The 23,760-nt window shown below is 29.2% G+C and carries 23 protein-coding genes; 13 read left to right on the forward strand and 10 right to left on the reverse strand.

Features of this window, described 5'->3' with window-relative positions; all coding sequences use genetic code 11:
• Positions 1–40: 40 nt before the first annotated feature.
• The 3 genes from mazG to def all read right to left on the reverse strand — a co-directional run bounded on the left by mazG (position 41) and on the right by def (position 2,070).
• Positions 41–811 (reverse strand): nucleoside triphosphate pyrophosphohydrolase, encoded by a 771-nt coding sequence (gene mazG / locus AC8GF4_RS10020; RefSeq protein ID WP_506594358.1) that lies wholly within the window; start codon positions 809–811, stop codon positions 41–43.
• A gap of 104 nt (positions 812–915) precedes the next feature.
• Positions 916–1,398: a DUF5606 family protein gene (locus tag AC8GF4_RS10025; protein ID WP_506594360.1), complete on the reverse strand. Its 483-nt coding sequence runs from the start codon at positions 1,396–1,398 to the stop codon at positions 916–918.
• 84 nt (positions 1,399–1,482) lie between these two features.
• Complete coding sequence (gene def / locus AC8GF4_RS10030) at positions 1,483–2,070, reverse strand: peptide deformylase (protein ID WP_506594362.1); 588 nt, start codon at positions 2,068–2,070, stop codon at positions 1,483–1,485.
• A gap of 464 nt (positions 2,071–2,534) precedes the next feature.
• Here def and AC8GF4_RS10035 point away from each other — a divergent pair, with 464 nt between their 5' ends.
• Positions 2,535–4,748 carry an FUSC family protein gene (locus AC8GF4_RS10035; RefSeq protein WP_506594364.1) on the forward strand — a complete coding sequence of 738 codons (2,214 nt, stop codon included), beginning with the start codon at positions 2,535–2,537 and terminating at the stop codon, positions 4,746–4,748.
• Positions 4,749–4,819: 71 nt separating this feature from the next.
• Here AC8GF4_RS10035 and AC8GF4_RS10040 read toward each other — a convergent pair whose 3' ends face one another.
• The 4 genes from AC8GF4_RS10040 to AC8GF4_RS10055 form a co-directional block, all read right to left on the reverse strand.
• Complete coding sequence (locus AC8GF4_RS10040) at positions 4,820–6,316, reverse strand: malate:quinone oxidoreductase (protein WP_506594365.1); 1,497 nt, start codon at positions 6,314–6,316, stop codon at positions 4,820–4,822.
• A gap of 114 nt (positions 6,317–6,430) precedes the next feature.
• Positions 6,431–6,841 carry a Holliday junction resolvase RuvX gene (gene ruvX, locus AC8GF4_RS10045; protein WP_506594366.1) on the reverse strand — a complete coding sequence of 137 codons (411 nt, stop codon included), beginning with the start codon at positions 6,839–6,841 and terminating at the stop codon, positions 6,431–6,433.
• Positions 6,842–6,860: 19 nt separating this feature from the next.
• The gene (locus tag AC8GF4_RS10050) at positions 6,861–7,136 is read right to left on the reverse strand and encodes a type II toxin-antitoxin system RelE/ParE family toxin (RefSeq protein WP_506594368.1); all 276 of its coding nucleotides are present in this window, start codon (positions 7,134–7,136) and stop codon (positions 6,861–6,863) included.
• A 168-nt stretch (positions 7,137–7,304) separates the two neighbouring features.
• Entirely contained in the window at positions 7,305–7,448 is a 144-nt protein-coding gene (locus AC8GF4_RS10055) for a hypothetical protein (RefSeq protein ID WP_506594369.1), read from the reverse strand.
• 154 nt (positions 7,449–7,602) lie between these two features.
• Between AC8GF4_RS10055 and AC8GF4_RS10060 the strand changes: the two genes are divergently transcribed.
• Entirely contained in the window at positions 7,603–8,418 is an 816-nt protein-coding gene (locus AC8GF4_RS10060; RefSeq protein WP_506594371.1) for a 2,3,4,5-tetrahydropyridine-2,6-dicarboxylate N-succinyltransferase, read from the forward strand.
• Between the two features lie 288 nt (positions 8,419–8,706).
• A complete protein-coding gene (locus AC8GF4_RS10065) occupies positions 8,707–10,578 on the forward strand; it encodes an LTA synthase family protein (RefSeq protein ID WP_506594372.1) in 1,872 nt (623 codons plus the stop codon).
• Between the two features lie 86 nt (positions 10,579–10,664).
• On the opposite strand, the gene AC8GF4_RS10070 is transcribed toward AC8GF4_RS10065, so the two are convergent.
• Positions 10,665–11,417: a glycosyltransferase family 2 protein gene (locus AC8GF4_RS10070; RefSeq protein ID WP_506594416.1), complete on the reverse strand. Its 753-nt coding sequence runs from the start codon at positions 11,415–11,417 to the stop codon at positions 10,665–10,667.
• Positions 11,418–11,542: 125 nt separating this feature from the next.
• Between AC8GF4_RS10070 and AC8GF4_RS10075 the strand changes: the two genes are divergently transcribed.
• Genes AC8GF4_RS10075 through AC8GF4_RS10085 form a run of 3 tightly spaced genes read left to right on the forward strand, consistent with a single transcriptional unit; the run spans position 11,543 to position 14,422 of the window.
• A complete protein-coding gene (locus tag AC8GF4_RS10075; RefSeq protein WP_506594373.1) occupies positions 11,543–12,616 on the forward strand; it encodes a glycosyltransferase family 9 protein in 1,074 nt (357 codons plus the stop codon).
• 59 nt (positions 12,617–12,675) lie between these two features.
• On the forward strand, positions 12,676–13,662 hold the full coding sequence (locus AC8GF4_RS10080; protein ID WP_506594375.1) for a glycosyltransferase family 2 protein: 987 nt from the start codon (positions 12,676–12,678) through the stop codon (positions 13,660–13,662).
• Positions 13,652–14,422, forward strand: coding sequence for a glycosyltransferase family 2 protein (locus AC8GF4_RS10085; RefSeq protein WP_506594376.1), 771 nt, complete (start codon positions 13,652–13,654; stop codon positions 14,420–14,422). Before AC8GF4_RS10080 ends, AC8GF4_RS10085 begins: the two co-directional genes overlap by 11 nt.
• 4 nt (positions 14,423–14,426) lie before the next feature.
• Here AC8GF4_RS10085 and AC8GF4_RS10090 read toward each other — a convergent pair whose 3' ends face one another.
• Both AC8GF4_RS10090 and AC8GF4_RS10095 read right to left on the reverse strand, forming a co-directional pair.
• Positions 14,427–15,188, reverse strand: coding sequence for a lipopolysaccharide kinase InaA family protein (locus tag AC8GF4_RS10090; protein ID WP_506594377.1), 762 nt, complete (start codon positions 15,186–15,188; stop codon positions 14,427–14,429).
• Between the two features lie 9 nt (positions 15,189–15,197).
• Entirely contained in the window at positions 15,198–15,845 is a 648-nt protein-coding gene (locus tag AC8GF4_RS10095; RefSeq protein WP_506594379.1) for a class I SAM-dependent methyltransferase, read from the reverse strand.
• A gap of 98 nt (positions 15,846–15,943) precedes the next feature.
• Here AC8GF4_RS10095 and AC8GF4_RS10100 point away from each other — a divergent pair, with 98 nt between their 5' ends.
• The 7 genes from AC8GF4_RS10100 to AC8GF4_RS10130 all read left to right on the forward strand — a co-directional run bounded on the left by AC8GF4_RS10100 (position 15,944) and on the right by AC8GF4_RS10130 (position 23,742).
• Complete coding sequence (locus tag AC8GF4_RS10100; protein WP_506594380.1) at positions 15,944–16,741, forward strand: glycosyltransferase family 2 protein; 798 nt, start codon at positions 15,944–15,946, stop codon at positions 16,739–16,741.
• 1 nt (position 16,742) lies between these two features.
• Positions 16,743–17,669 (forward strand): glycosyltransferase family 2 protein, encoded by a 927-nt coding sequence (locus tag AC8GF4_RS10105; RefSeq protein WP_506594381.1) that lies wholly within the window; start codon positions 16,743–16,745, stop codon positions 17,667–17,669.
• A 7-nt stretch (positions 17,670–17,676) separates the two neighbouring features.
• Positions 17,677–18,657 (forward strand): WaaS/CpsH family glycosyltransferase, encoded by a 981-nt coding sequence (locus AC8GF4_RS10110; RefSeq protein WP_506594382.1) that lies wholly within the window; start codon positions 17,677–17,679, stop codon positions 18,655–18,657.
• 145 nt (positions 18,658–18,802) lie between these two features.
• Positions 18,803–19,747, forward strand: a complete 945-nt coding sequence (locus AC8GF4_RS10115; protein WP_506594383.1) for a WaaS/CpsH family glycosyltransferase — start codon at positions 18,803–18,805, stop codon at positions 19,745–19,747.
• A gap of 127 nt (positions 19,748–19,874) precedes the next feature.
• Positions 19,875–21,467, forward strand: a complete 1,593-nt coding sequence (locus AC8GF4_RS10120; RefSeq protein WP_506594384.1) for a capsule assembly Wzi family protein — start codon at positions 19,875–19,877, stop codon at positions 21,465–21,467.
• Positions 21,468–21,514: 47 nt separating this feature from the next.
• The gene (locus tag AC8GF4_RS10125; RefSeq protein WP_506594386.1) at positions 21,515–22,492 is read left to right on the forward strand and encodes a glycosyltransferase family 2 protein; all 978 of its coding nucleotides are present in this window, start codon (positions 21,515–21,517) and stop codon (positions 22,490–22,492) included.
• Positions 22,493–22,605: 113 nt separating this feature from the next.
• Positions 22,606–23,742 carry a hypothetical protein gene (locus AC8GF4_RS10130; protein ID WP_506594388.1) on the forward strand — a complete coding sequence of 379 codons (1,137 nt, stop codon included), beginning with the start codon at positions 22,606–22,608 and terminating at the stop codon, positions 23,740–23,742.
• Positions 23,743–23,760 lie beyond the last annotated feature (18 nt).

Genomic DNA, 23,760 nt, shown 5'->3' on the forward strand with positions numbered 1-23,760 from the left:
AGAGAAACAAAGACAAAACACTATTTTTGTTTTCTGAATACTAAAGCTTTTTCGCCTCGTTCCAGAAAACATCCATTTCGGCAAGCGTCATATCCATAAGTGGCTTGCCTAGCTCTCCAGCTTTACTTTCTAGGTATTGAAAACGTTTAATGAATTTTTTATTGGTACGTTCTAAGGCATCTTCTGGATTTATATTCAAAAAACGGGCATAATTAATCATCGAGAACAAAACATCTCCAAATTCGGCCTCCATTTTGTCTTGATCACCAGCTTCTATCTCCACTTGCAACTCTTGTAATTCTTCTTGAACTTTGTCCCAAACTTGATGTGATTCTTCCCAGTCAAACCCGACACCTTTTACTTTATCCTGAATTCGGCTTGCTTTTACAAGAGCAGGCAAACTTTTGGGAACACCTTCAAGAACCGATTTCTTACCTTCTTTTAGCTTTAGTTTCTCCCAATTTTGCTTTACTTCTTCCTCATCTTTAACTACAACATCGCTATAAATATGAGGATGTCTGTGAATAAGCTTTTCACAGATATCATTACAGACATCGGCCATGTCAAAATCGTTGGTTTCGCTTCCTATTTTGGCATAAAAAACAATATGCAATAGTAAATCGCCCAATTCCTTTTTTACTTCATTCAAATCATTGTCTAATATGGCATCTCCCAACTCATACGTTTCTTCAATAGTAAGATGACGTAAAGTTTGCATGGTTTGCTTTTTATCCCATGGACATTTTTCACGCAAATCGTCCATTATATCTAATAATCGTTTGAAAGCTTGAAGTTGATTGTCTTTGTTCATTTTAAAGTTTTAAAAATTGGAAATTATACCGTTTATGATTTCTTCTAAAAAAAAATCCTGCCAAGAAAAATCTTAGCAGGATAAATATACACAATTTATAGTGTTTACTCTTTTTTAGCTTTTGCTTTTTTAGCAGGAGCTTTTGCTACTTCGACAACCACTTCTTCTGCTACAGGTGCTGCTTCTTCTGCAACTACAGGAGCGTCATCTACAATCATACCTCTTTCTTGAAGCATATTGTACCAGTTCAAAATTTTCTTGATATCAGAAGGATATACTCTATCTTCATCATAATCTGCTAAAACCTCTCTAAAATAAGCGGACAATTTTGCATTGTCTTCTTTATGAGAAAGAGCAGCACCTTTGTTTTCTTTATTAGCGATATTTTGCATTATTTCGGCTAATGGTTTTTCACCTTCATAAGTGTAAACTGAAATTTCAGATAACAAACTTACGTTACTTTTTAAACTAACGGTTACTTTTTTCCCATCCAACAATGACTCAGCAACAAAACCAGTACGAGTTTGAACTTTCAATACAAATAAACCTGGCTTACCTGATATTGATAATATTTTCTCTAAATTCATTATATATTTATTTATTATTTTAAAAAAAAAACTGATCACTCCCTTTAGTTATGGGACTGATTTCTGAACACTGATCACTTAAATTTATCTTCCTTTTTTGGCAAAAAACTTCATTCTATACTCTTGAAATGTTTTTCCTTCGATGATATTTTTTAATTTCTTTTGAATCAAACGCTTTTTTAAAGAAGAAATTTTATCCGTAAACAAAATCCCCTCAATATGATCGTATTCGTGTTGAATTACTCTGGCAATCAACCCATCAAAAACTTCGGTTTTCATCACAAAATCTTCTTCACAGTATTCAATTGTAATAGTGGGATTTCTATATACATCTTCACGCACATCAGGAATACTCAAACAACCTTCATTAAAAGCCCATTCTTCGCCTTCTTCTTTGATCATTTTTGCATTAATGAACGTTCTTTTGAACCCATTCAATTGTTTTTGCTCCTTTGCTTCTAATTCTTCATCATCACTGAAAGGTGTTGTATCAATTACAAACAATCGCAATGACAAACCTACTTGTTCTGCAGCAAGACCAACTCCACAAGCATTGTACATTGTATCGTACATGTTTGCAATAATCTCTTTTAAATTTGGATATTCAGGAGTAAGTTCGTCACCTATTTTTCTCAAAACAGGGTCACCATATCCTATAATTGGTAATATCATTCGTATTGTATTTAGTATTAACTATCGTAAATAAAGGAAAAATTCCAATTAAATTGGTTGGCAAAAATAGTAAAAAAATAGATAATGATTATTCTCTTCTTTAAAAGTATTTGTTTTTTGATTGTAAAATCTCAAATTATCGAGTTAGCATTTTTTTATATGCAAAAAATTAGTTGAAAATAAAAAATAAATTCAAAGTATAATCCTTTATAATCGGGTGCACGACAAATTGCATTGTTTCAAAATATGAGACACAGATTACACAAATTTGCACAGATTAATCGGTGTAAATCTTTGAAAGATGTGTCAAACAAAGTCAAAAAATCAATTTTTAAAATTAGTTGCGCCTAATTTTTTTTTAAAGAAATGCATTTTGTCGTACACCCTTTATAAAATGACTTAAATATAGCTGTTAAAACTATTTTTCATTCTACAAATGTTATCTTTGTAGCAAATTACAATCAATGCTGGATAAAATTGAAAAATTCACTGATAGCACTTATTTTACAAACGCATTAAAAGCAACTATATCGGCAGTTATACCTGTTTTGGTATTTACTTATTTTAATCATTTTGAAATAGGTTTTGCTATTGCACTTGGGGCTTTCTTAACCTATCCAAGTGATATTCCAAGTAGTTTAAAGCATAAAATTAACGGTATTGTTGTAACTGCATTTTTGGTAGCTGGAGTCAATTTATTAATCAACCTCACCTTCCCTATTCCTATTATTTTTTACCCTTTTTTCTCCATTTTGGTGTTTATTTTAGCCATGCTATCTGTTTATGGCCAGAGAGCAACATTTACTTCGTTTTCGGCATTATTATCAGTATCGCTTTCGTTTTCTCATCTGCATACCGGAATAGAAATGTTCCAACATTCGGGTTTGTTACTTGCTGGAGGATTTTTTTATTTATTGGTTTCATTGACCTTTTATTATATCAGGCCAAATCGCTATACGGAATTGCAAGTAGCCGAAAGTATTAAATTGACATCCAAATATTTAAGACTAAGAGGTGATTTATGGAATAGTATTGCTGATAGAAAAGAGATTATAGAAAAACAATTGCATTTACAAGTCGAACTCAATGCTATTCACCATAATATCCGAAGAGTACTTATTGGCAAACACATCAATACGGTATCTTCCAATCAAAATCGAAAAATGCTTATTGTTTTTATTTCATTAGTAGAAATAATGGAATTAGCAATATCCACTTCTTTCGATCATGATAAACTGCATCTGAAATTTAAAGATCATCCTAAGGTTTTGACAAAATACCAAAACTTAGCTTATAATTTGGCTTCTACCCTTAAACAAATATCTAAAAATATTGAAAAAAGAACTAATTATACCCCTAAAAGTTCATTAACCAAACAATTAGTATCATTAGAAAATGCTATAAATGAATACGAAAATGAATTAGGTAAAAGAGAAGCGTCAGAAGGAGTATTAATGTTAAAAACCATGCTTGAATATGCAGAAAAGCAAATTGAAAAAATTAAAATTATTGAGCGAGCATTTACATCGGTTTCAAACATTCATGATTTTAATGGTAAGGACAAAGATTTAGAGAAGTTCCTAACGCCCCAATATTATCCAATAAGCACATTTATTGAGAATATTAGTTTTTCCTCTACTATATTCAGACACTCCTTACGATTGACCACAACACTTATTTTGGGTGGAATCATAGGTATAATGCTGCCTTTTCAAAATGTATATTGGATATTAATGACCATCATCATTATTATGAGGCCTGGTTATGGATTGACCAAACAACGATCCATACAACGAGCAACTGGAACTGTTATTGGTGGCATCATCGCCTTTAGCATTTTGTTTTTAGCACCAAACCACTTTACATTGAGCCTTTTAGCAATAAGCTGTATGCTTCTTGGATTCTCGTTTACTCAAACCAATTACACCGTTAGTGGCATTTTTGTAACCATGTATATTGTTTTTCTACATGGAATATTATCTCCTGATTTTGTAAATGTTATACAATTTAGAATAATTGATACATTAACAGGCGCTCTTTTGGCCTTTTTTGCCAATCATTTTTTATGGCCTTCCTGGGAATATCTCAAAGTCCCTGACTATATTGAAAAATCTATAACTGCTAATAAAATTTATTTAAATGAAATTTTTATTTTTTATACCAAAAAAGGAGATGTCACAACATCTTATCGTTTGGCCAGAAAAAATGCTTTTATAGAAATTGGGAACCTTATGGCGTCCTTCCAAAGAATGTCTCAAGAACCAAAATCCAAACAAAAAAATATTGTATTACTGTATAAATTAACAGAACTCAATCATTCCTTACTCTCCTCTGTAGCTTCTTTAGGGACTTATATTCAATCTCATACTACAACACCATCATCAAAAGCATTTACAATTGTGGTAGAAAAGGTGCTGAAAAATCTTGAAGATGCAATTTCATTTTTAAAAGAAGAAGCGATTAAGGACACCAATAAAATCTCAAAAGAAGAATTAGCCAATCGTTTTATTGAATTAAAAAACATTCGAAAAAACGAATTAAAAGAAGGAGATCCAATAGATGAAGAAGCTTTTAATTTGAAAATGCAGGAAGCTCAATTGGTAATAGAACAATTAATTTGGTTAACCAATTTATCGGGAAGTATTACAAAAAACAGTGAAAAACTGATGGAATCTTGAGTAAATTTTAAGTCGCAGTTATTACTCTTGAATAGAACATAAAACTGCGACTGAATACTGTAGCTAAAAAACTACTCGTTTAGTTTTAAAACTGTTGCTGTATTTTTTCTGATTTCTGCTAAAAGCTCCGGTTTGTCATTTAAGGTTTGTCCATAAGATGGAATCATTTTTTTAAACTTTTCTTGCCATTCGACTGATTGACTTTGTTCCTTAAAACATTTAGCAACCAATTCAACCATTATAGATACAGCAGTTGAAGCTCCGGGAGATGCACCAAGTAAAACCGCCAATGAACCATCTGATGTAGTAATCATTTCGGTTCCAAACTCCAATTTTCCAATGAGCTCTTCGTCTTTTTTAATAACTTGAACCCTTTGTCCAGCTCTTTCCAATTTCCAATCTTTAGTTCTGGCATTTGGAACATATTCACGTAAGGCGTTCATTCTGTCTTTTGGTGACTGTCGTACTTGTTCAATTAAATATTTAGTAAGCGGAATGTTTTTATATCCTGCAACAATCATCGGAATTACATTGTCTGATTTTATAGACAATGGCAAATCTGAATAAGAACCATTTTTTAAAAATCGAGTTGAAAAACCTGCAAATGGTCCAAAAAGTAAAGCTTTCTCGCCATCAATCAATCTAGAATCCACATGAGGAACAGACATTGGTGGCGCACCTACACTCGCTTTTCCATATACTTTGGCTTGGTGTTTTGCTATTACTTCGGGGTTTGTGCATTTTAACCATTGCCCACTAACTGGGAAACCTCCATATCCTTTTCCTTCGGGTACATTTGCTTTTTCTAATAATGGTAATGAACCTCCACCAGCTCCTATAAAAACAAATTTAGTATATACTTTTTTACTTTGATTTGTAGCCAAATCAGTGATTTTAATCCTCCAAGATTTATCTTCTCGCTGTTTTAATTTTTTAACTTCATGTCCGAAGTGTATGGTAACATTATCTAATTTTGTCAAATACGCTAGCATATTTCTGGTCAATGTTCCAAAATTCACATCAGTACCAATTTTCATTGAAGTTCCAGCTACTTTTTCTTCCAAATTTCTGCCTTCCATTACTAAAGGCATCCATTTTTGCAATTCAGCAAAATCAGTACTTAAAATCATTTCAGCAAAAAGAGGATTGGATTGCAAAGCTTCAAATCTGTTTTTTAGAAAATCAACATTTTTATCACCCCAAACAAAACTAATATGAGGAATACTTTTTATAAAATCTTCTGGATTTGGAAGTTTACCCTCTTGAACCAAATACCCCCAAAACTGTTTAGATACCTCAAATTGCTCAGCAATACTAATTGCTTTATTTGGATTTATTGTTCCATCAGGGCTTTCTGGAGTATAATTGAGTTCGCAAAAAGCAGAATGACCAGTTCCAGCATTATTCCATGCGTCTGAACTTTCTGCTGCTGCAATATCTAATCTTTCGTAAATATCAATTTTTAAATCGGGTTGTAATTCTTTGAGAATTAATCCTAATGTAGCACTCATTATTCCAGCACCTATTAGTACGACATCAGTATTTGAACGAATTGTTGAATCTGGCATGTTATTAGATTTTAAAAAGTTGCAAAATTAACTCATAAAATCACAATAAAAAATAAATTTAATGGGAATAAGTTACAAAATACGAAAACGATTTAGCAATTCATTAAAAACAACTTATTTACGATTCAGATAATCTTGAAGCATAATTGTAGCCGAAATTTCATCTATAAGTGCTTTGTTTTGACGTTGTTTTTTATTGAGTCCGCTATCGATCATTGTTTGAAAAGCCATTTTGGAAGTAAAACGTTCGTCTACCCGAACCACCTTCATATCCGGAAAATGATTGGTAAAATGAGTCACAAAACCTTTGATTATAGAAGCACTTTCCGAAGGTTCTCCATTCATTTGCTTGGGTTCACCAATGAGAACTGCTTCTACTTTTTCTTTAGAGAAATAATCTTTCAAAAAAGCTATTGCAGTGGTTGATGGAATCGTAGTTAAGCCTGATGCTATTATTTGTAATTCATCGGTAACGGCTATTCCGGTTCGTTTTTGACCGTAATCTATGGAGAGAATTCTTGGCATTTTTAAGAAATAAATGAAATTATAATGAATTTTTATATTTGGTAAATCCAACAACAGTTATGATATTTTTATTTGTGTCAATTTTATAAACACAAGTACAACCCTTAAAAACATAATCTTTTATCCTTTCATCTTCAAAATACCATGATTTTTTAAATTGAAAAGGATCTTTTAGATCTTTCTTAATATTTTTGACTAAGTCTTTTCTAAATTTCAAAGCAGCCCGAGGTTTATCTTTATAAATATATCGAACTTGGTCTGTCAATAATATTAGAAATTCATTTGAAACCCACATCAAAAATATTTTTCTTCCGATTAAATGAAAAAGTGGGTTCCTGACAACCAAAATTAAAATACTTTTTCAGAAGAAACATTAACTGTCATATTCCGAAAATGTTTTGTCTAAAATTGCGTCAGCTTCTTCAATGGAATAAAATTTTTCAGTTCCGCTTTTAAGTTTAACTTAAGCAATGTCTAATTTTCTTTCATTTTCATCAAAAAAAGGGTCTTCCTGAACTATCTTAAGTTCTTCAGAAGAAAATGAACTCAATAATTCCAATAGTTTTCCTTTTATGTTGGGCTGAAATTCTAATTGTAACGTTTCCATGGCAATTTTATTTATTACACAAATATACCACTTTTAAACTAAAATTAATTTCACAAAATAAATGACTATTAAGTTAAATCTATAACATTTTCCATACAATTTCTCTTTTTTGCTATTGTTTAAAAATGGTATATTTGCAAAAAATCTATCAAAAATGAACCCATTACAACCAATAATAGAACAAGCTTGGGAAAACCGTGCTTTGCTACAAGAAACAACTACAACTGATGCTATCAGAGAAGTTATAGAATTATTAGACACAGGGAAATTACGTGTTGCAGAACCAGTTGGTGAAGGTTGGCAAGTAAACGAATGGGTTAAAAAAGCAGTTGTTATGTATTTCCCTATTCAAAAAATGGAAACATTAGAAGCTGGAATTTTTGAATACAACGACAAAATGTTGTTAAAAAGAGATTATGCAGAAAAAGGAGTTCGTGTAGTTCCTGGAGCTTCTGCACGTTATGGTGCTTATATTTCGAGCGGTGTAATCATGATGCCAAGTTACGTAAACATTGGTGCTTATGTTGATGCAGGAACAATGGTTGATACATGGGCAACCGTAGGAAGTTGTGCTCAAATTGGCAAAGATGTCCACTTGAGCGGTGGTGTTGGTATTGGCGGTGTATTAGAGCCATTGCAAGCAGCGCCTGTAATCATTGAAGATGGTGCATTTATTGGTTCACGTTGCATTATTGTTGAAGGAGTTCACGTAGGTAAAGAAGCCGTACTTGGTGCAAACGTTTGTTTGACAGCATCAACAAAAATCATAGATGTTACTGGTGATACGCCAGTAGAAAGAAAAGGTTTTGTTCCTGCTCGTTCTGTAGTGATTCCTGGTAGTTATACTAAGAAATTTGCAGCAGGCGATTTTCAAGTGCCTTGCGCTTTGATTATTGGAACCCGTAAACCATCTACAGATTTGAAAACTTCATTGAATAACGCTTTGCGCGAATATGATGTAGCGGTATAAAAATCCCAAACTTCAAAATAAAAATGCCAAATTACAATCGAATTATCTATTGTAATTTGGCATTTTTATTTTGTAAAATTAAGTAAATCAATTAAGTTTGCCCCCTCTAATTAAAAAGCTTTTAGAATTATCACTTTTCTTCAAAGTAAGATAATTTTATCACAAGTTCAAAGTAAACAAATTTACTAAAAAAAAAGAGTAGCCCAATTTCAAAGTTAACAGAACATCAAGTTCTAAACCTAAATGATTTTTTCTAAATTATGAAAGATCAAAAAAACATTATTTTAAATGATTAATTACAAAAAAAACGGTTTAATATTACTCAAACGATTACTATTATTAGTCTTAATTTATCAGATTTCCAGAGTTCTTTTTTACTTTATGAACGTTGGTTCTTTTCAAAATTTTAATTTAAAAACTTTAAAAGGAGGCGTTTTATTTGACCTTTCGGCAATTGCCTATTTGAATTTGGCCTTTGTCGTTGCTCATTTGATTCCAGGAAATTTTAAATATACATTAACCTATCAAAAAAGACTGAAAATCTCTTTTTACGCATTAAACCTCTTATTCATAGCTACCAATTTTATTGACATTATATATTATCGATTTACAGGTAAACGAAGTACTTTTAGCATGATTACAGCTAAAGGAATGGAACATGAAATTTTTGGATTGATCCCCTCTTTTTTAATGCAATTTTGGTACATTGGTGTTGCATTTTTGATATTTAGTGTGCTTTTTTGGAAACTGCTTCCCAATTTTAAGCAGATAAATTCAATTGAAAAACTTCAGAAAAATGATTTATTAAAGCAATACGCTTTTCTAATTCTTGCAATAGCATTAGGATTACTAATTTCACGCGGTGGTTTTCGTAAAAAACCACTTAAAATTGTTGATGCAGTAGTTTATGGTGAACTTGGGAATTCTGCATTAATATTAAACACCCCTTTTTGTATAATAAAAACTTTAGCAAAAAAGGAAGACATTGAAAAAGTGCATTACTTTGATGAAAAAGAATTAATTTCAATATATAATCCAATAATAAACTTAAATCCAAATAAAGCGATTACTAAAAAAAACGTAGTAGTAATCATTTTAGAAAGTTTTGGCAACGAAAATGTTGGTAGAGGTTACACTCCTTTTTTAGATTCATTAATTACAAAGTCCTATTATTTCAAAAATGGATTTGCAAATGGGAAAGCTTCAATTGATGCGGTTCCTTCCATACTATCCAGTATTCCAAGTTTAATGAATAACTCTTTTATTTCATCCAGTTTTGCGTTAAACAAAATACACGGGCTTCCAATCATTTTGGAAAAAGAAGGGTATAAAACTTCTTTCTTTCACGGTGCTTTCAATGGAAGTCAGAATTTTGATCAATATGCAAAAGTAGCTGGATTTGATCAGTATTATGGAAAAGATGAATATGTGGGTAAAGAAGCCTTTGACGGAAAATGGGGGATTTATGATGAAGAATTTATGCAGTTTTTTTGCAACAAGCTCAGTAGTTTTAAACAGCCCTTTTTTAGCTCTCTTTTTACGATTTCTTCACATAATCCATATAAAATACCCGAAAAATATAAAGGGAAATTCCCAAAAGGCACTACAATTATACAAGAATGCATTGGGTATACTGATTTTTCTTTACGCCACTTTTTTAAAACGGCAAAAAAACAAAGTTGGTATAACAATACGCTTTTTGTAATTTCTTCTGACCACACTTCATCCGAAGGAGATAAAAAGAAAGACAAAACAAACATTGGAAAATTTAGTATCCCCATTCTTTTTCTTGACCCATCAGATCCTAAATTTGTAGGTGTTAATGAAAATAATTTTCAACAAATAGATATTATGCCTAGTATTTTGGACTATTTAAATATAAAAACAGATATGGTAAGTTTTGGCAAAAGTTTTAAATCCAAAAATAATTTTGTGGTGTACTATCTTCAGGGCACTTACCATTATATACAAGATGATTATTATTTAGCTTTTGCAAATAACCAACCCATTGGCTTATATAATTGGAAAAAGGATGTGTATCTTAAAACAAACTTGTTAAAAACAGAAGTAACAAAAGCAAATAATATGACTCGCTTTTTAAAAGCATACATACAAACCTATTATGAACGAGTTACTAATGATGCTTTAACAATAGATTAAAATATAAGTATTGTTTACAATTAAAAAAGCCAATTAAAGTAAAAATAATTCTACCTTAATTGGCTTTTTTGTTCTTTATTATAAAATTATATTTTATTTTTCTTTTGGATTTTAATTAATTTGGCATATTTCATATAGGAGAAGAAGCCTTGAATCATAGAAATAGTCAACCCATCTAACCCATTCAAAAATCCTTTTTTAAAGAAATAACAACGCAAAAAAGCAACGATTCCATTTAAAATAGGCTTGTAGCTCCAAATTCTATTACCATCATCATAAAGTTGTTGGGCGTCCCAACCAGAATATTGATTCTTTTTGGAAATAATTTGTTCTAATGAGTCCCATCCGTAATGCAATATATGCACGGCAACTTGCTTTTCCTTTGTAGCTATAATTGTTTGATGCACTACGGAATCAGATGGATTAGCGGTTTTTTTATTAAAAAAACGAACTTTATGATCTGGATACCAACCTGCAAAATCAATTAACTTATCACCTAAAAAATTTTTTACTCTAAAACTAAAAGCATCAAAATCACCTTTGAGGTATTTCTCTTTTAAAATATAATCCGTAGCATCGTCATCTAGAAATTCATCTGCATCTAAATTAAGAATCCAATCATTTTTGCAAAAAGGTAAACCATGAGAACGCTGAGGACCATCCCCTAGAAAAGCTTGTTTAACAACAATTGCACCTTTCTCTTTGGCTATCTCAACGGTTCTGTCTTTACTGAACGAATCGACTATAATTACTTCGTCACAAACTTTAAAAAGTGCATCAATACACTTTCCAATCATTTTCTCTTCATTAAAAGTAATAACTAAACCACTTATTGCCATTGTATTTTTCATTTGCTTTTGCAAAAATATATTATTTTTGGCTACTTTATCCCCTTTTGTAAAATAGCGCTGGCAAATATCTATAAATACTTTGTATTTTAGCACTCAAATTAAGTGAATTCAATATGAAAATTTTAGTTATTCAGCAAAAAAGAGTTGGTGATGTACTTACAAGTACAATTATATGTAACAATATAAAAAAACAATACCCGAGCTATACTGTTGATTTCATGTGCTATACAAATAGTAATGATGTATTAATTGGGAATCCAAATATTGATACTATAATACCTTTATCCCATAAAGTCCGAAAAAATTATTTTTCGTTATTTAAATTTATTTTTAAAATTAGAGCTAGAAAATATGATATTGTAATTGATGTTTATAATAAATTAGAGACCAATCTTATTACAATGTTTACTGGCGCTTCTATTAAAGCAGGATATCACAAATGGTACACCACTTTATTCTACACACATAACTTAAAGCGTTATGGAAATAATGATAAGCCAAAATATGGGTTTGCCATTGAAAATAGACTTTTATTTTTGGGACCACTAAAACTAGACGAAAAAAATATTGACCCCTATCCAAAATTATTTGTAAGTCCTAAAGAGAATGAAGAAACCATTTTACTTTTTGAAAAACACAAAATAAAAAGAACCAAAAAAACCGTAATGATCAGTTTATTGGGGAGTGAGAAAAACAAAACATATCCGCTTGAATATATGGTTCAAGTCGTTGAACATATTGCAAAGTATGATGTAAACATTCTTTTCAACTATTTTGAAAGTCAAATTGAGGATGCTAAATTTATATACAATTCTTGCTCAATAAGCACTAAGGAGAAAATACATTTTGATTTATTTGGCACAGATTTAAGATCATTTGTTTCAATAATGAACCAATGTGATGCAATAATAGGCAATGATGGAGGGGCAATCAATATGGCAAAAGCATTAAACAAACCCGCATTTACTATTTTCTCTCCTTTTGTAGAAAAAAGTATTTGGGCGACTTTTGAAGATGGTTTAAATAACATATCGGTGCATTTAAATGATTTCAAACCTGAGTTATTTGACAATCTCCATCACGATGAAATTAAAAAAAATCACACCACAATGTATGAATATTTCACTCCTGAATTATTTATAGATAAAATTGATTTTTTCATAAACAACAACCTGAAAAACAACTAGTTTTTGTCGTATTAGCCTTTTATACCTTTAAATATTTTTAAAACTTCATCTATTTACTAATGGACATTTCAATTATAATAGTTAATTACCGAAGTTGGAAACCATTACAAAACTGTCTAGAATCATTACTTTTAATAGATGATTCTAAAATAGCTTTTGAAGTTATTATAATCGATAATTTCTCGAATGATGAGCAGTTTAGCATTTTTAAAACCCGATTCAAAGATTATAATTTTATAGAAAACAACATCAACTCTGGTTATTCTAATGGTTGTAATATTGGCTCCAAAAAAGCAAAAGGAGACTATTTTTTGTTTTTAAATCCTGACACTATTATTTCGGAAACTGCACTAAACACTTTATTTTATACCTATAAAAAAAATCCAGAAATAGGAATTTTATCTTGTTTACAGGTTAACAAAAAAAACAAGTTCTTTAATCAAAAAAAAGTATTCCCAACATTTCTGCAACTTTTTACAATAACTAAATATCTTTCTAAAGTAGTATTTCAGATAAAACGCGACTCCTTTTTTAGCGCCAATAAAGAGCTTTTTTATCCAGATTGGACAACAGGTGCACTCATTTTCATGAGTCGCAATTGGTTTGAAAAAGTAGGTGGCTGGAATGAGGATTATTGGCTGTATTTTGAAGACGTTGATCTTTGCAAAAAGGTAAAAGAACAAAAAGGTAAAATTGCAGTTACCAACAAAACATCTATTTTTCACGAACATGGAGGCTCATCAAGAATAAATTTTGAGACGGAATATAGTAGTAGAACAGAAGTTATCATTTCTAAACACGTATATATTAAAAACAACTTTAGTAATTTGTCAAAAATTTCTGCTCATACATTTTTGATTCTTTTTACATTACTTGAAAAAATAATTTTGTCCCTTTTGAGTTTATTACTTTTTTCTAATATAAAATTAAAAACCAATAGATACATACTCAAGAATTTATGTTTGTATTATTCAAACGCCATAGTAGAACACACATGGTTAAGTCAAAGATCAGTAAACTATCAAAAAACAAAATATGCCAAATAGCATTACTGAAAAACTATCCGTTTTGATCATTACATTAAATGAGGAAGAACATCTGCATTCTCTTTTATCCGATTTGGATTTTGCTGATGAAATTGTAATTGTTGATTCGTTTAGCACTGATAAAACAGCCGATATTGCAAAATCTTTTCCAAAAGTAACTTTTTTACAAAATAAATTTGAAAACTTCTCCGCTCAAAGAAATTTTGCTATTTCACAGTCAAATAATGATTGGATTTTATTCCTTGATGCCGATGAGTATTTGACTCCAGAATTAAAACAAGAAATTATTGAAACACTGCAAAATAACCAAAGATACTCTGCTTACTTCTTTGAAAGAGTATTCATGTTTGAGAAAAAAATTTTAAAATATAGCGGGAATCAAACCGATAAAATATTTCGGCTTTTCAATAAAAAATTTGCAAAATATGATGAAAAAAGATTGGTTCACGAAAAATTAATAGTAGAAGGAGAAATTGGGCATTTAAAAAACAAACTAATCCATTATTCCTATGCCAGTTTTAACGATTACAAAGAAAAAATCATATTTTACGGAAAATTTAAAGCTCAAGAAAAATTTGCAAAGCAAAAAAAATCGAATTTGTTTTTGAAAGTCTTTCATCCTGCTTACAATTTTATTTACAATTACATTATTCGTTTGGGCATCCTTGATGGAAAAAAAGGCATTATTATTTGTTATCTTAATGCCTTTTGCATTTCAGTAAGATATAAAGAGTTAAACCGTTTATGGAAACAAAACTAGTTTCTTATTTCCAAAACATATATCGCTTTTTTAATCTTTTTTTTCTGTAAAATTTTTCTTGAAAATCTGTAGTTTTATTCCAAAGTGTTTCAAATATTAATGCTTCTGACTCGCCCGATATTTTGGCATATTCATTGCTCATAACGGCTATCATTTCTTTGACAGGTGTCAATCTGCAAAGGTTTTTCATTCGTAAATCAAAAGACATTGTTTGATGAAAGTTCATTCGATTCAGATCAACCAAAAAGAATTCGTACTTTCCATCCGTAGTTTTTTTAATTAAGGTATTTCCTGGAGAATGATCTTTAAACTCAATCCCTTTTTGATGCAAATCATACGAAAAACGAGTAAATTGTCTCAAAATATTTTCATGATCTGGATAATCAGGAATTTCTACAAGTTCTCTATACGTCAAATCGCATTGTAGATGCTCGCTTACATAATAACTGTCTTTTAATCCAATCCAACTATGATTTTCGAGATACGCAATTGGCTGTGGTGTCCCTATTCCTTTTTCTAATAAAAGTGCAGCAAACTCAAAAGAACGCCTAGCTTTAGATTTTCTAAAATACTTATAAGCAATCTTATTAATCAAATTTGGAATTTTGAAAGATTTTATATTTATGGTAATTCCGTCTAATTCGAATAATTTAATGATGTTTCGTTTGCCATCACCGAAAAGTTTTCCGGAAGATTTGAAATTTTGTATTAATAAAAGAACTTCTTCTTTATTAAAAACAGTGTTATTATAAAATTCATTTAACATTATTCTCAATTATTTTAAACACGCAACAGTTGCATATTGATGATTTATAATATCCATTTGTGTAAATAAAACTAATGCATTAAAAAGAAAAGGTTTTAATGATTTAGTTTTATTTAACCCTTCGTGAACTAAGACTTTATATCCTAAATCTTCATACATTCGTTTTATACTTTTACCAGTAAAAAATCTTAAATGAGTTTTATCCATTATGCCATATTCTTCGTATTTCCAGTCTTTTGCAAAGACAACCTTTGCAAAACTTCTATAAAAACGTACGTTTGGAATTGAACTTATAATAACTCCATTCGGCGCTAATTTAGATTTTAAAATTTCTAATGCCGAATAAGGATCTGCTAAATGCTCTAATACATCATTAAAATATATTGCATCAAAATACTTTTCAGGAAGTTCATTTAAGTATATTTCACAACTTCCAATCAAAACATTATCTAAAACTGTTTTTGCAATTATAGCTTCTTCTTCCATCAATTCTATTCCCCAAACTTCGGCATCATTTTTTTGTTTAACCAAAAATGCAAAAGCTCCATTACCACATCCAACCTCTAAAATTTTTTTTGCCTTTTCTGGAAGGTAATGCAACATTTCCCTTCGAACATTATCATAATATCCTTGAGGCTTATTTTGGTAGTATTTCATTTCAATTAAATAATTTGTTTTTTGGAAAAGATTATCAGGGAAGAATTTTTTTTACAAATATAAAAAATAATCTTAACTTGCCTTATTTTTTATAAACTATGAAAATACTTCCAAATTGTTCCCTTATTACACCTACTTATAATTGGCCTGAAGCATTAAATTTATTGTTACTTAGTGTACTGAATCAAACTGTTTTACCAAAAGAAGTATTAATTGCAGATGATGGTTCAACTGAAGACACAAAACAGCTAATCGCTCATTTTCAAAAAACATTCCCAATACCATTAATTCATGTTTGGCACGAAGATCTCAAAAACAGAAAGCCTATGATTATGAATAAAGCTATTGCTAGGGCAAAATATGATTATATAGTTGAGATTGATGGTGATATTATAATGAATGAACATTTTATAGAAGACCACCTAACTTTTGCAGAAAAAGGACATTATTTATTTGGATCAAGAGTAAACATTCAAAAAAAATTTCTATCTGAATTATTTTCAAAAAAAATAACTCAGTTTAATATGTTTTCCAAAGGAATTAAAAAAAGAGGAAGAACCATAAGAATTCCATTTTTTATGCGTTTTGAAAAAAGCATCGATAAACGTTCTTCAAAACTTCGAGGATGTAATATGTCCTTTTGGAAATCTGATTTTATAAAAATAAATGGTTTTAATGAAAATCTAGTGGGCTGGGGAATAGATGATTCCGAAATGATCCAACGAATGCATAATATTGGAATACAAGGAAAAAGATTGAAAAACTGTGGAATTGCATATCATATTTATCATAAAGAGCAATCAAGAAGTCAACTTGAAATAAATGATGAAATTTTAAAACAGACTACCGAAAAAAAATTAACTTTTATTGAAAAAGGAATTAATCAATATTTATAACATGTTTGACATAGCAATAATTCTTATCAATTATAATTCTAGTAAACATACTATAAACTGTATTGAATCTATAATAGACAAAACTTCAAAAATACTTAGTTATCAAATTATCATAACCGATAATTGTTCTGAAAAAGAAGATTATTTAAAACTAAAAACTTTTTGCGATACTTTCAAAAATCCAAATCTTGAACTACACAGAAATAATATAAATGTTGGATTTGGAGCAGGTAACATGTTTGGTATTCAATATGCCAATGCCAAATATTTTGCTTTTGTAAATAATGACACTTTATTTTTAAATGATTGTCTAACTATTCTTAAAAACACTTTAGATAACAATACTCAAATAGGAATTGCTGGTGCGCAAGCCTATAAAGAAAATGGCGATTTCATGGTTTCGTTAGATCATTTTGCTTCTCCAATTAGAGAAATTTTTGGTCGCGGTTTTCTGGAATTAATAAACCCACAAAAGTATCCGAAACGGAAAAAAAAATATACTTCTCCTATAAGGGTGAATTTTGTACCCGGTAGCTTCATGTTTGTCAAATCGGTTGATTTTTATGATGTCGGAGGTTTTGATACCAATATTTTTCTCTACTACGAAGAAACCGACTTGTGTTTAAGATTAGCCAAGAATTCAAAATTTGCATATTTAATACCCGAAGCTGAGTTCATTCATTTCCATGGAGTTAGTACCGAAAAATCAATTGGAATTAAGAAAGAATTAAAAATATCACTTCTCTATATCATCCAAAAGCATTATGGCTTTTTTGCTCATAAAATAGTTTTATTATTTCTTATCCTTAAATATTTTTTTAGCAGTCTTTTAAAAGTAAAAAACTGGCCTCTTTTCATTTTAATCATAAATGGAGCTCCTTTGGTAAAATCATTAAAACAAACACAAAAAATACAACTTATTAAGTAGTAAAAATATGAAAATTTTATTCTGTTGTCCTGATTATTTTGGCTTTCATAAGGTAATAGAAGAAGCTATTCAAAACAATTTGAAAGCAGAAGTAAAAACTATCGTTTTTAGAAAATACAAATACAAAAATAATTTTCAAAAAATTAAAAATTTTATTTACAAAACTGTTTTTAAAATTAATTTGAAAAAGGTTTTAGCTAGTAAAGAACGTATTAGTTCCATAGCAAAAAATGAGATTTTTGATTTTTTATTTATAGTCAGCCCTGATTTGTTAATCAAAGAAGATTTAGAATATATCATTAAAAAATCAAAGCATTCGGTCGTTTATTATTGGGATAGTTTTGACAATATCGCTAGATACAAAGAAACGGTTGGCCTTTTTGATATAGCCTATAGTTTTGAACCTAAAGATGTAGAAAACTACAAATTGAATTTCTTGACCAATTTCTATCACGTTTCTAATACTCATCCAGAAACAACAACTGATGTTTATTTTATTGGTAGTTATGACGAACGACTAAAAATTGTTTTAAAAATATTAACATATTTAAAAAACAAAAAAAAATCAACCAAAATATATATTCATTGTAATAAAAAAAAGATCATAAAACAAAATAAAAATAGTGATATTATCTATTTCAATAAACCAATCTCAATAATAGAAAGTGAAAAGTTATTTCAAAATTCAAAAGTTATTTTAGATGTGCAAAAAAAGATACAGAAAGGATTGACTTTCAGAGTTTTTGAAGCTATGGGAAATAGAAAAAAATTAATAACAACAAATACAGACATTATAAATTATGACTTTTACAATCCAAATAATATCTTTATTTGGAGAGAAGACACAAAAGAAATACCAGAATCCTTTTTTAATACAAATTACCAAGAATTACCAAAAGAAATTTTCGAAAAATACAATATTGATAATTGGGTAAAACAAATATTTGATTTAAATAAAACCCAACTAGGCATTGAGTCTACTGAATGATTCATTAGAGTAAAAAAAGCAATAACTTTCAAGCATATAAAAAATTACTGCTTAAGTTCATTGAAATATCAATAATAAAAATTTTATCCAAATTGTAAAAAAATTAAGTAAATTATCTAAATTCTTAATTGTAAAAAACTAAATCATGAATATAACCTTGGTCAGCTATGACAATTGGAGACTTAATAAATATCTAGAAGATAGTTTAAAAACAAAAGGCCATACTGTACATCATATTGACATCAGTACTTTCATATACAAATACCCTAGTTTCATTTATAAAATCTACAATTTTTTTTTAAAAACCTTTATTAAAAAAAATTTAAAAACAATATATTATGGAAATGAAATAATAAAGAGATTACAAGAAATTGAAAAGAAACAAGATATAATACTGACAATCAAGGGAGATTTTATCCACCCAAAAAGCTTATTAGAATTCAAAAATTACACAAATAAATCAATTGCCTTTTTTAATGACAGTTCATCTAGATGTCCAAAAATAAAACGAGTATTGCATTGTTTTGATGAAGTCTATTCATTCGAAAAAAAGGATTGTGAAAAATACAATCTCAAATTCATTCCAAATTGGGTTTACACGAACAAAACCAAAGAAAATACTTTATATGAGTTTCAAGTTTTTAATATTAGCTCAAAAGACAATCGAGTTCCTATCATATCGAAGATTGCAAAAAATTTAAAAGAGAAAAATTTTAAATACAAAATTATTGTTTTTCATAAAAAAAATAAAATTAGTGATTCTAATCTAGAATTTATATCAAAACCTCTTACACTTACTGAAGTTGAAATTTTCACAAATCAATCAAAAGTACTACTGGATATTAATAGAAAAGGACAAAAAGGTCTTTCTTTCAGGGTGTTTGAAAGTATTGGATTAGAAAAAAAATTGATTTCTACAAACAAGGATTTAAAAAATTACGATTTTTACAATCCAAAGAACATCTTAATTATTGATGAAAAAAAACCAAATATTCCTTTAGATTTTTTTCATAATGAATATGAAAAAATAGATGAAGACCTTTTAAAAAAATACACTTTAGAAGAATGGTCAAATCAAATTTTCAGTTAACACTTCCAATTATATCAATATTCTTTAAGTAAAACCTCATATAATAAAGTATATTTGCGTTTTTAAAATTTATTTTAAAAAAATATAGATTAATTTACAATGGTATTTTACCCGAAAAAACAAATACATGAAAACACATTTCATATTCGCAATTACTTTATTTATAGGTTTATCAGTAAAAGCACAAAACATTGCAGTAGGATCTATTGATATGTCTGAGCAAAGAAGTAGAAATGAACAATTATTAGGAAACGGAAACCCTAACATTTCTTATACTTTACGTCCATTAGCATTAGAATTATTAGACTCAACTCAAATTAATGATACCCATTCCAATAAATTAGTAACAAAATTATTACCTATTACTCTAACTCAGCAATATAATACTTTTGCTCCTTATGGATGGAATGATGGATCGATGATACCTGCCAAGGGGTATCAAACACAATTAACAGCAGGATTATTTGCACAGTATGGAATTTTGAGTGTTCAATTAAAACCGGAATATGTATTTGCTGCAAATCCTGATTTTGAAATATTCCCATTAACAGAAACGAGTGCAGTTCGCCAAGTAAATGCTTTTTATTTGAACTATACCGACCTGCCTGCTCCTTATGGAGACAAATCTTTTAGTAAACTATTTTGGGGACAAAGCAATATCACTATTGCTATTAATAAATTTTCTGTTGGTTTATCTACCGAAAACTTGTGGTGGGGACCAGGAAATAGAAATTCACTTATAATGAGCAATACAGCTCCAGGTTTTTTACATTTTACTTTGAATACAAAGCAACCAATAGAAACTTTTATTGGAAGCTTTGAAGGTCAAATCATAAGTGGTAAACTAGAGGGTTCTGGTTTAACGAGCCCTAAATCACAATTTATAATTGACGGAATTGATTACGAACTACCAAAATCGAACGATTGGCGGTATATCAATGGACTCTCAATTAACTATCATCCTAAATGGGTACCTGGATTATTTGTAGGGCTAAATCGTACTATTCAAGTATATCGCCATGATATGGGTAGTGGTTTTTCAGACTATATGCCCATATTTGCTCCCTTCCAAAAAAAGAATACTAGTGGTGAAGATGCAAAAAACAGAGATCAACTAGCTTCACTTTTTTTTAGATGGGTAATGAAAGAATCAAAATTTGAATTTTATGGCGAAAGTGGTTGGAACGATCATTCTTCAACTATTTGGGACTTGTATGATTCGCCTGAACATTCTAGAGCCTATCTTTTTGGGTTCAACAAACTTTTTTTACTTAATAAAGACAAGAATAAATACTTAAAAGTAAATTTTGAAAGTACGCATATGGAACAAAGTGCAGATCGACTTGTAAGACCTGCTGGGGCATGGTACATGCACGGAATCATTTTACATGGATATACCAACAAAGGACAAGTACTTGGCGCTGGAATAGGACCTGGAAGCAATTTACAAACCTTGGATTTTAGCGTATGGGAAAAAGATAAAGTATGGGGCGTGCAACTAGAACGTTATGCCCATAATATGGATTTTTATTATGATGCCTATACAGATTACAATCACAAATGGGTTGATTTAACTTTAAATACTTATGCGTATAAAAAATATGGTGATTTTGGAATTCAAGCAAAACTTAACTTTTCATCATTGAGAAACTACCAATATCAATATGAAGAATTCAAATTCAACATGCAATTTCAAGTATCTTTACAATATAAGTTGTAACTCTTTTATTTAAAGTTTTTTTAATTGAAATTTCAACTCTTTTCGTTATGAAAATATCTGTTGCAATGTGCACCTATAATGGAGAAAAACACATTAAAAATCAAATCACTAGCATTCTGAGTCAATCTGTTGCAGTAGATGAAATAATTATTTGTGATGACAATTCGAATGATAATACTTTATCAATTTTAATGCAATTTCAAATAGAAAATGTACATAAAATTAAAATTTATCAAAATGAATTTAATATAGGTAGTACCAAAAATTTCGAAAAAGCAATTGAAATTTCTTCAGGAGATTATATATTTTTAAGTGATCAAGATGACATTTGGAAAGTAAATAAAGTAGAAAAAGTTATTCAACATTTTACAGAAAACCCTTCTATTGAGGCTATTTTCTCCAATGCTGATTTAATAAATGAAAAAAACGAAAAAATTGGTGCAATTACACTTTGGGACTCTGTTTTTTTTATTGAAAAGCAGTTAAAGAAACCTTTAGATTTATTTTGTCTCATAAAGTCTAAAAGAAATATGGTTACAGGTGCAACTCTTTGCATAAAAAAAGAAGTGAAAAATTTAATTTTACCCTTTCCAAATATCAAAAAATATTATCATGATGAGTGGATTGCAATCATTATTGCTTCTAGAAATAAATTAAATTACATAACGGAAGAGTTAATTTCATACAGAATCCATTCCAATCAACAAATTGGAGGTAACACTAGTTTTCATAAAAATACAGCCAAAAAGCATTTACGAATTTGCAATTATATTTTGGGAAATTCAATACCAAAAACATACCAAGATTACAATCAAGTAACAAAAACATATTATAGACATTATTTAAAATATTTAAATGTATTTGAAAACACAAAGGATAACCTTCCTGTCAATTTTAAAGAAATTGCCGAAGCCAATTTAGAATTTTACAAAAAATTCAATATTTCTTTAAACCAAAAATTTCCAATTCTATACTTTCTTAGAAACGGTATAGACAAATTAAGAGGTAAAAGGCAATTCAAATAAAAACATAAAAACAAACTCACAATTTATTATCTAAAAAAATGAACATATAGCAGCTTTAACTTATTATAGTATTGAAAAAAAATAAATTCTAATGTATAATATTTTACAAAAAAATGTCAATAAAAAAAGAAATTAATCGAAGTCTTCGGAATATAGAACACTTTCTATTACAAAAAAGCTATAAAAATTTTAAAATAAAAGAATTTCAAAATAACTATACCAACACAAAAAGGTTAATCCTATTTTTTACTCCAAGTGGCACACATAAAATTAGTGGAGGCATACTTTCAATTTGCACAATTTATTCGGTAATAAAAGAATTGAAAAACATTCATCAATGCAATGTTATAAGTAGTTTTTTGCCAAATGAAAAAGATACAGATTATAAATATAGAACCTTCGAAAATGAAATGACTATATATAGATTTGATGAAATAAAAAATCAATTTAATAATTTAGATTATCTTGAAATACATATACCTGATGTATTAGTTATTGAATTCGAAAAAAAATCCATTAAAATGAAGCCCTTTTTTGAATGGCTGAATCAAATGAAAAATGTACACATTAACATTTTAAATCAAAATAATTTACTAATGCCTAGCTTAGAAAACGTATTGGCACTTAAATTAATTACTCCAAGCATCACAATGACTATGGCCCATCAACAATATGCTACAATTGAAAACCGAAAATATTATGATATGCCAATTCATTTATTATCTCCATGGCTAAATCCAATTCCGTATAAAAAAAGAAGTTATTCTGAAAAAGAAAATCTAATTTTATATTCTCCCGATGAAATTCAAAGAACACCAAATGGAAGCATAATTACGAAAAATGAAATAATAAATCATTTGAAATTAAATTTAAAACATTATAAATTCATCGAGATCAAAAATATGAAATATGATGTTTACAAAGAATATGCTTCTAGATCAAAATTTGCTTTAACTTTTGGTGAAGGTCTTGATGGCTATTTTACCGAAGCTGTTTTTTCTGGAGGAGTATCTTTTGCTGTTTATAATGACATATTTTTTACAGAAGATTTTCAAAACTTAACTACTCTTTATTCATCCTTTGATGAATTAAAAGAAAAAATAGCGAATGATATTCATCATTTTGACAATAAAAAAAATTATGAAATATATCATAGTATTCAAAGCGAGATTTTAGCTAAAAAATATAGCTTTGAAAAATTAAGAACAGATATCAAAGAATATTATTTAAAAGAATATGATTTTAAATAATATTCTTTTCCCCTTAAA

Origin of the sequence: Flavobacterium rarum (SeqCode) (assembly GCF_965234445.1) — a bacterium.
In the GTDB taxonomy this organism is placed as follows: Bacteria; Bacteroidota; Bacteroidia; order Flavobacteriales; family Flavobacteriaceae; genus Flavobacterium; species Flavobacterium rarum.

Bases quoted from the DNA above. Each gene is read 5' to 3' on its own strand.
- AC8GF4_RS10115 (WP_506594383.1), top strand. From the start codon at position 18,803: ATGAATATAACCTTGGTCAGCTATGACAATTGGAGACTTAATAAATAT.
- AC8GF4_RS10085 (WP_506594376.1), top strand. From the start codon at position 13,652: ATGCCAAATAGCATTACTGAAAAACTATCCGTTTTGATCATTACATTA.
- AC8GF4_RS10110 (WP_506594382.1), top strand. From the start codon at position 17,677: ATGAAAATTTTATTCTGTTGTCCTGATTATTTTGGCTTTCATAAGGTA.
- AC8GF4_RS10040 (WP_506594365.1), bottom strand. From the start codon at position 6,316: ATGCCAGATTCAACAATTCGTTCAAATACTGATGTCGTACTAATAGGT.
- AC8GF4_RS10125 (WP_506594386.1), top strand. From the start codon at position 21,515: ATGAAAATATCTGTTGCAATGTGCACCTATAATGGAGAAAAACACATT.
- AC8GF4_RS10055 (WP_506594369.1), bottom strand. From the start codon at position 7,448: ATGGAAACGTTACAATTAGAATTTCAGCCCAACATAAAAGGAAAACTA.
- AC8GF4_RS10130 (WP_506594388.1), top strand. From the start codon at position 22,606: ATGTCAATAAAAAAAGAAATTAATCGAAGTCTTCGGAATATAGAACAC.
- AC8GF4_RS10080 (WP_506594375.1), top strand. From the start codon at position 12,676: ATGGACATTTCAATTATAATAGTTAATTACCGAAGTTGGAAACCATTA.
- AC8GF4_RS10095 (WP_506594379.1), bottom strand. From the start codon at position 15,845: ATGAAATACTACCAAAATAAGCCTCAAGGATATTATGATAATGTTCGA.
- AC8GF4_RS10065 (WP_506594372.1), top strand. From the start codon at position 8,707: ATGATTAATTACAAAAAAAACGGTTTAATATTACTCAAACGATTACTA.
- def (WP_506594362.1), bottom strand. From the start codon at position 2,070: ATGATATTACCAATTATAGGATATGGTGACCCTGTTTTGAGAAAAATA.
- AC8GF4_RS10120 (WP_506594384.1), top strand. From the start codon at position 19,875: ATGAAAACACATTTCATATTCGCAATTACTTTATTTATAGGTTTATCA.
- mazG (WP_506594358.1), bottom strand. From the start codon at position 811: ATGAACAAAGACAATCAACTTCAAGCTTTCAAACGATTATTAGATATA.
- AC8GF4_RS10090 (WP_506594377.1), bottom strand. From the start codon at position 15,188: ATGTTAAATGAATTTTATAATAACACTGTTTTTAATAAAGAAGAAGTT.
- AC8GF4_RS10100 (WP_506594380.1), top strand. From the start codon at position 15,944: ATGAAAATACTTCCAAATTGTTCCCTTATTACACCTACTTATAATTGG.
- AC8GF4_RS10025 (WP_506594360.1), bottom strand. From the start codon at position 1,398: ATGAATTTAGAGAAAATATTATCAATATCAGGTAAGCCAGGTTTATTT.
- AC8GF4_RS10075 (WP_506594373.1), top strand. From the start codon at position 11,543: ATGAAAATTTTAGTTATTCAGCAAAAAAGAGTTGGTGATGTACTTACA.
- AC8GF4_RS10050 (WP_506594368.1), bottom strand. From the start codon at position 7,136: ATGTGGGTTTCAAATGAATTTCTAATATTATTGACAGACCAAGTTCGA.
- AC8GF4_RS10070 (WP_506594416.1), bottom strand. From the start codon at position 11,417: ATGGCAATAAGTGGTTTAGTTATTACTTTTAATGAAGAGAAAATGATT.
- AC8GF4_RS10060 (WP_506594371.1), top strand. From the start codon at position 7,603: ATGAACCCATTACAACCAATAATAGAACAAGCTTGGGAAAACCGTGCT.
- ruvX (WP_506594366.1), bottom strand. From the start codon at position 6,841: ATGCCAAGAATTCTCTCCATAGATTACGGTCAAAAACGAACCGGAATA.
- AC8GF4_RS10035 (WP_506594364.1), top strand. From the start codon at position 2,535: ATGCTGGATAAAATTGAAAAATTCACTGATAGCACTTATTTTACAAAC.
- AC8GF4_RS10105 (WP_506594381.1), top strand. From the start codon at position 16,743: ATGTTTGACATAGCAATAATTCTTATCAATTATAATTCTAGTAAACAT.